Raw genomic sequence first — 7,530 nt, forward strand, 5'->3', positions numbered from 1 at the left:
CGCCGGCAAGCCGCCCGGACCCAAGATCATGGCCCGCGGATGGCAAACCCTCTCAGCCATGCTCGCCGGCGCACTCATCCACGACCGAGAATCACTTCCGTCCAGGCCGTAGCCTTCCAGGAGAGGGTTGGGGTGAGGTGTGGGACATCTCCGGAGAGTTCGCACACCTCACCCTGTCCCTCTCCTTCCAGGAGAGGGGACCCGCGCTGCCCGCGCGATGTGTGAAGACGCCCCCTGAAGGAGACGGTGCCCCCCTACGCCGCCGCCGTCGCGTCGCTGCCGGCCCGCTCGCGGGCCATCTTCGTCACGCCGACCCCGTCGACCTTGCCGGTGCCGAGCATCGGCACCTTGGCCACCACCACCTCGGCGGGAATCGCGAGTTCCGTGGCGCCCCGGCCCTTGGCGAAGGCGAGGTAGGCGGCCCGCGTGGCGTCCGCCCGCTCGGTGAACAGGATCAGGCGCTCGCCCTTGCGGGCGTCGGGCACGGCGGCCACCGCGCTCGGGGCGTCGGGCCAGAGTTCGGCGGCGAGGGACTCGACGGCGGCCAGCGACACCATCTCGCCGGCGATCTTGGCGAAGCGCTTGGCCCGGCCCTTGATGGTGACGAAGCCCAGGGCGTCGATGGCGACGATGTCGCCGGTGTCGTGCCAGCCATTCTCGGGGGGCTGGAGTTTTCCAGGGTCCTCCGCCCGCAGGTAGCCGAGCATGACGTTCGGCCCCTTCACCGACAGGCGTCCGCCCCCGTCGATGCCGGGAACCGGCTCCAGGCGATGCTGGATGCCCGGCAGCAGGCGGCCGACGGAGCCGAACAGGTTGAACATCGGCGTGTTGAGGGCCACCACCGGCCCGCATTCCGTGACGCCGTAGCCCTCCAGGATGCGCAGGCCGAACTTCTCGGAATAGGTTTTTCGGGTGGTCTGCTTCACCGGCTCGGCGCCGGACACGATGTAGCGCAGGCTCCGCAGGTCGTAGGAATGGGCCATCTTGGCGTAGCCCGCCAGGAAGGTGTCGGTGCCGAACAGGACCGTGGAATTCGAGCCGTACACGAGCTCCGGCACGATCCGGTAATGCAGGGGCGACGGGTAGAGGTAGACCGGGACCCCGGAGACCAGGGGCAGGATCAGCCCCGCCGTCAGGCCGAAGGCGTGGAACACCGGCAGCACGTTGAACACCTTGTCGGTGGGCCCGAAATCGATGCGGGCGGCGACCTGGGCGGTGTTGGCGAGCATGCAGCGATGGGCCAGGACCACGCCCTTCGGGGTGCCCTCCGAGCCCGAGGTGAACAGGATCGCGGCCGGATCGTCGCCCTTGCGCGCCACCAGGGGTTTACGCGGCGCGAAAAAGCCCCGGATCTTGTCGGCCGTGGTCACGGTGGCGCGCACGTCCTCCAGGTAGACGAGCGTGACGGTGCCCTGGATCGCCTCGACGAGGGGCCCGAGGCGGCCCTTCTCGATGAAGGCGCGCGAGGTCAGGATCGTGTCGACCTGCGCCGCCCGGCACGCCGAGAGCACGTTGGCGGGGCCGGCGGAGAAGTTGATCATCGCCGGCACCCGGCCGGCGCTGGCGAGGGCGAAGAACGTCACCGCCGCGCCGTTGGCGTTGGGCAGCATCAGCCCGATGGGCTTGCCCTCCCCGGCCAGCGGCATGAGCTTGCGGCCGAGGATGTTGGCGCCCATGACGAGGCGGGCATAGCTGAGCTTGCCCGTGACCGGGTCTTCCAGGGCGTTGCGGCGCCAACCGTGGTCGGTGCCGGCCTGGATCAGGGCGCTCATGACGCTGCGGTCGATGTCGGCGGTCTCGAACACGAGGTCCGACATGACGTCGTAGAGGGCGGCGCCCGCCGCGCGGCGGCGGTGCTTGCCCTTGAGGGCCGGGTCGATGACCAGCTTGACCGGGGGCAGGATGGTCACGGTGACCTTCGGCCACCAGCGCCGGCGCACCTGGGCGCGCGACAGGCGCGAGAACGCGGTCTTCTCCAGGCCGTCGATCTTCACCGGCACCACCCAGGCGTCGGACTTGTCGGCGATGAGGCCGGCGCCGTCATAGACCTTCATCAGGCTTCCCGTCACCGTGAGCCGGCCCTCGGGGAAGATGATCAGGGTCTCGCCGTCGCGCACGGCCTTGATCAGGGTGCGGGTGGCCAGCGGCCGGGTCGGGTCGAGGGGCATCGCCTTGGTCATGGCGAGGAACGGCTTCACCCACCAGCGCTGGGCGATGCCGTGGTCGACGGCGAAGACCGGCTCGCGGTCGAGGAGCGAGAGGGCCAGCGGCGCGTCGAGGAACGAGACGTGGTTGAGGGCGATGATGGCGTTGGGGCCGGCCTTGTCGACGTTGTCGAGGCCGCGCACCTCCAGGCGGTAGAACGCCCGGAACACGATGGAGAGGAAGTCGCGGAACGGGCTCGTGGGCAGCACCGCGAGGATGACCGCGCCGGCGACGAGGTTGAGGACGCCGATGAGGGTGAGCAGGGCCGCCATGGACCAGCCGGCCGCCTGCAGGGCGGCGAGGCCCAGGGCCCCGGCCACCATGAAGGCGGCGGTGAGGACGTTGACGGCGCCGATGACCCGGGCGCGCCGGTCCTTGTCGGTCCAGGCCTGCACGGCGGCAAACGACGGCACGATGTAGAGGCCGCCCGCTACGGCCAGCCCGGCGAAGGCCGCCGTGATGCGCAGGCCCGTGCCCGTGGCGAGGAAGTCGCCGGCGCCGAGGATGTCCCCCGAGACCGGGGGCAGATGCGCCACGGTCCAGGCGAGATCGAGGGCGAACACGCCCATGAGCAGGGCGCCGATGGGGGTGGGCAGGAGCACGATGCGCCCGCTCGCCAGCCACGAGGCGAGGCCGGAGCCCACCGCGATGCCCACGGAGAACACGGCGAGCAGCAGGGTCACCACGGTCTCGGAGCCGTGGAGGCTCGTGCGCACCAGGACCGGCAGCAGGGCTAGGATCACGGCGCCGACGAGCCAGAACCAGCTGACGATGACGGCGCCGCGCCACATCCGCGTGTCGCGCCAGATCTCGCGGATCAGGCTCGCCGTGGAGCGCAGGACGTTGGGGTCGACCCGGAGGGTCGGGGCGGCCTCGCCCGTGGCCGGGATCATCCGGGCCGAGAGCCAGCACAGGACCGCGAACACCATGATGAGGGCGCTGAAGGCGAAGGCGTCGCCGCCCATGGCGGTGGCGAGGCCGGCCACGATGGTGCCGAGCAGGATGGCGAGGAAGGTCGCGGCCTCGACCAGGGCGTTGCCGGCGGTCAGCTCTTCCCGCTTCAGGTGGTCCGGCAGGATGCCGTACTTGATCGGGCCGAACAGGGCCGCGATGGTGCCGAACAGGCCGAGCGCCACGAACAGCACCGGCACGGAGTGGAGCCAGAACCCCAGCGCGGCGGCGGCGGCTCCGAAGATCTCGGCGAATTTCAGCCGTTTGGCGATGAGCGCCTTGTCGTAGCGGTCGGCCATCTCGCCGCCGAGGCCCGACAGGATGAAGAACGGCCCGATGAACACCGCGCCCGCCAGGGTGACGAGCATGCCCGAGCCCTCACCCTCGCCGCCGACCTTGAACAGGATCAGGAATACGAGGGCGTTCTTCAGGAAATTGTCGTTGAAGGCCGAGAAGAACTGGCACCAGAACAGGGGCGCGAACCGGCGCGTGGTCATCAACGTACGAAACATCACGGGTCTCCTTGGCGGCACCATGACTGCCCGGCGAGGGACGAAGCGTCAAACACCTTCGTGAACAGGCCGGTGGACGCGTCGCGTCGCTCCGATTGAACGTCGTTCAAATATCGGCGGCGCGCAACCGGTCCTGCGGCCGATCCGGGGGCCGCCGTGCGGACGCGCACGGGACAACCCGGACCCGGCGCGGCTATCCCCGACGGGCGATGCTGACAAAACCGCCCGATCTTCGCCGGGGTCGCTCCCATCACGGATGCGTGATACTATAGTGTAACATTGCTGAGGTCGCGAATCCCGCGCGACCGGAGGGAGCACGGAGCCTTGACCAAGACGGCACGGCGCGGAACGGGACCGCGCGGCGACCACAACCGCGAGGAATTCCAGGCCCTCGTCGCCAAGGCGGCCGAAGGTCTGGTGCGCCAGGAGGGGCTGCGCGGCCTCGGCATGCGCCGCCTCGCGGCGGCCATCGGCTACGCGCCGAACTCGATCTACAATGCGGTGGGCGACCTCGACACGGTGGTGCTGCGGGTCAACGCCCGCACCCTGGAGCGCCTGCACGACGCCCTGGTGGCGGCGGTCTCGGACGCGGCGACGCCGCGCGACAACGCCGTGTCCGTCGCGGACGCCTACCTCGCCTTCGTGCAGGCGGACCCGCAGGTGTGGAGCCTCGTGTTCGAGCACACCCTGGCGCCGGATTCGGCGTTTCCCGAGTGGTACGGGCAGGCGCTCACCCGCACCACCGACCTCGTCGACCGGGTGCTCCAGCCGATGATCCCGGACGCCGACGAGCGCCGGCAGGCGGTGGCGACCCTGTGGGCCGGCCTGCACGGCCTCGCCTCCCTCTCGACCTCGCGCAAGCTCGCGGTGCTGACCCCGGAGCCGCCCCGCGACCTCGCCCGCCTCCTCGTGCGCCGCTTCCTGGGCTGAGGCGGCCTCACCCGATGGCCCCGGCGTCCTTCAGGGCCGCGAGGGCCGGGCCGTCGAGGCCGAGCCAGTCGGCGAGCACCGCGTCGGTGTGTTCCCCCAGGGCCGGGGGCGGGGCGGCGTAGGCCACGGGCGTGCCCGAGAGGTTGAGGGGATTCCGCACCAGGGCGACGGTGCCGGCGCGGGGATGGGGGAGGTCGACGCGCAGGCCGCGGGCGATCACCTGGGGATCGGCGAACACCTCGGCCAGGGTGTTGACCGGCCCGCACGGCACGCCGACGCCCTCCAGGGCCGCCACCCAGTCGGCGGTCCTGCGCTGGCGGGTCGCGGCGCCGATGAGGGGTACGAGGAGGGCGCGGTTCTCCACGCGGGCCCGGTTGGTGGCAAAGCGCGGGTCGGTGCCCCATTCGGCGAAGCCGAGGACGCCGCAGAGGCGCGCGAACTGCCCGTCATTGCCGACCGCCAGGATCATGGCGCCGTCCCCGGTCGGAAAGTCCTGGTAGGGCACGATGTTGGGATGGGCGTTGCCGAGGCGCCCCGGCGCGACCCCGGTGGTGAGGTAGTTCATCGCCTGGTTGGCGAGGCTCGCCACCTGGGTGTCGAGCAGGGCGAGGTCGATGTGCTGGCCCTCGCCCGTGCGGGCGCGGGCTGTGAGCGCCGCCAGGATGCCGATGGCGGCGTAGAGGCCGGTGACGATGTCGGTGATGGCGACCCCGGCCTTCTGCGGCCCGGCCCCCTCGGCGTCGCCGGGGGCGCCCGTGATGCTCATGAGGCCGCCCATGGCCTGGATCAGGAAGTCGTAGCCGGCCCGCCCCGCATAGGGGCCGGTCTGGCCGAAGCCTGTGATGGAGCAGACGATGAGGCGCGGATTCAGGGCCCGCAGCGTGGCCGGATCGAGGCCGTACCGGGCCAGGCCCCCGACCTTGAAGTTCTCGATGAGCACGTCGGCCCGCGCCGCCAGCGCCCGGATCACGCCCTGGCCCTCCGGGGTGGCCATGTCGACGGCCACGGACGTCTTGTTGCGGTTGGCGCAGAGGAAGTAGGCGGCGACGTCGGTCTCGCGGCCGTCCGCGTCGCGCAGGTAGGGCGGCCCCCAGCGGCGGGTGTCGTCGCCCCCTTCGCCGTCGGGACCTTGCGGGCGCTCGATCTTGACCACCTCGGCGCCGAGGTCGCCGAGCACCTGGCCGGCCCAGGGACCGGCGAGGATGCGCGACAGGTCGAGGACGCGCAGTCCTGCGAGGGCCCCGCCGGGCGCCTTGTTCTCCGGTATCCTCGAGGTGTCGGCCACGTTCTCTCCCGAGCTGCAGACGGGCCCGCGTGTCGCCGAGAGGGTGAGGCGGAGCGCGAGTCCTCCACGCGATTCAGGCCCCGTGATTGCAGATGGACGGCGCCGTGTCGAACCGGCACGAGGGCCCGTTGCCGGGGAGGCAGAGTCGTCGGTTTGCATTCCCTCGCCCCGCTCGCGAGGCTACCGGATTCACACATCTCGCGGGCGGCGCAGATCCCCTCTCCTTTCAGGCAGGGCGATCGCATAGGACCTCCGGTGTCATTCCGGGGCGCCGCAGGCGAACCCGGACCCGGAGGGCCGCGCCGGAGGCGTGCAATCCAGAGCCGCCGACAGCGCAAGGCCTTGCTGGACCAGTGTTTCTGGTTCCCGGGTTCCGCTGCGCGGCCCCGGGATGACACAGCGTTGCGGGAGGGCCCAACGCCCCAAACGCCATCTGCGATCGCCCTGCCTGAAAGGAGAGGGAGCCCGCCGCGCTCCACGCCAGGGCAGCGTAGCTTCCGAAAGCTTCCGCCGAGCCGATGTGTGAACACGGTCGGCACGCGGGGAGAGGAGGCGTGCGTCGCAACCGTTTGTTCGGACGGGAACGAACGGCGCCCCCCGGCTCAGTTCGCCCGGCGGGACAGGGACACGGCGTAGGCCGGGGAGCGGGCGGCGAACATCGGGTCGGTGGCCGGTCCGGCGACGCCGTCGGGCAGGCTGACGACGGGATCGAAGGTGGCGGCGTCGCAGGTGGCGTCGGGCTCGATGGCGGTGATGGCGACGGTGCCGAGCGTCACCGACTTGCGCTCCTCAGGCCACGCGACGGTCGGATCGTTCACCGGATCGCCCGTCTCGGCCAGCACGGCCACGAGGGCGAAGCTCGCCGGCCCCTTGGACAGGCGCTCCTTCAGCTCGTCGGCGTAGAAGCTGTCGGGCTTGGCCTTGAGCTCGTCGTCGGTGAGGCCGAGCTGGCCGGCGCTCGCGACCCATTTCAGCTTCGCGACGGTGGCGGCGCCCTTGGCGTTGGTGAGGGTGTAGGCGTGCACGCCCCAGTAATCGACGCCGGCGAAGCTCGCCGGCACCGGCCGGGCGTTGAGCCACGCGGCCTGGCGCGTCGTCTCGGGATTGGCGGCGGCGAAGGCCTTGATCTTGTCGGCATCCGGCTTCCCGTCCGGTCCCGGCGCCCGCACGGTGGCGAAGTCGAGGAGCTGCTGCGGCGTCCGGGTCGAGAACACCGGCGCGGAGATCACGACGAACACCATGTCGCCGGACGGGTCGGTCATCCGCATGGCGAAGCCCCGGGTGACGGGCTTGGCCTTGTCGGAGATCTTGGGGTTGGAGCCGCCCATGGAGAACCGGGCCGTCACCGGCACGGTCTTGGCGAAGTGCGGCGCCTTCGACAGGCCCGGCGCCTCGGCGGACGGGGTGAAGCTGCCTTTGAGGCACACGCCCTTGGCGCCGCTCCCGCGCACCTTCGGCTGGTTGCCGCCGGCGGCGAACAGGGCGTCGACGATCGCCCCCGGATCGGCGTCATGCCCTGCGGTGTTCTGGGCCGAAGCCCCCCCGGTCAGGAGGCTTGCCGTCAGGACGGTGGCGGCGAGGACGGGCGAGGACCGCAGCATGGGAAGCCTTTCGTCGAAGGGATTGTGGGAGGGGGCCGTGCGGGGG

General features: G+C 71.3%; 4 protein-coding genes. 1 reads left to right on the forward strand and 3 read right to left on the reverse strand.

The genetic code is table 11. The features are described from left to right. Positions 1 to 254: 254 nt before the first annotated feature. Positions 255 to 3,668 carry an acyl-[ACP]--phospholipid O-acyltransferase gene (locus FV218_RS21295; RefSeq protein WP_147711455.1) on the reverse strand — a complete coding sequence of 1,138 codons (3,414 nt, stop codon included), beginning with the start codon at positions 3,666 to 3,668 and terminating at the stop codon, positions 255 to 257. Between the two features lie 417 nt (positions 3,669 to 4,085). Between FV218_RS21295 and FV218_RS21300 the strand changes: the two genes are divergently transcribed. Next, a complete protein-coding gene (locus FV218_RS21300) occupies positions 4,086 to 4,598 on the forward strand; it encodes a TetR-like C-terminal domain-containing protein (protein WP_147711458.1) in 513 nt (170 codons plus the stop codon). A gap of 7 nt (positions 4,599 to 4,605) precedes the next feature. Here the strand turns inward: FV218_RS21300 and FV218_RS21305 are convergent, their stop codons facing one another. Next, complete coding sequence (locus FV218_RS21305; protein ID WP_246685225.1) at positions 4,606 to 5,883, reverse strand: CaiB/BaiF CoA-transferase family protein; 1,278 nt, start codon at positions 5,881 to 5,883, stop codon at positions 4,606 to 4,608. A 602-nt stretch (positions 5,884 to 6,485) separates the two neighbouring features. Further along, positions 6,486 to 7,484, reverse strand: a complete 999-nt coding sequence (locus tag FV218_RS21310; protein ID WP_147711457.1) for a catalase family peroxidase — start codon at positions 7,482 to 7,484, stop codon at positions 6,486 to 6,488. Between the last annotated feature and the right edge of the window lie 46 nt (positions 7,485 to 7,530).

It is taken from the genome of Methylobacterium sp. WL69, assembly GCF_008039485.1.
Classification (GTDB): Bacteria; Pseudomonadota; Alphaproteobacteria; order Rhizobiales; family Beijerinckiaceae; genus Methylobacterium.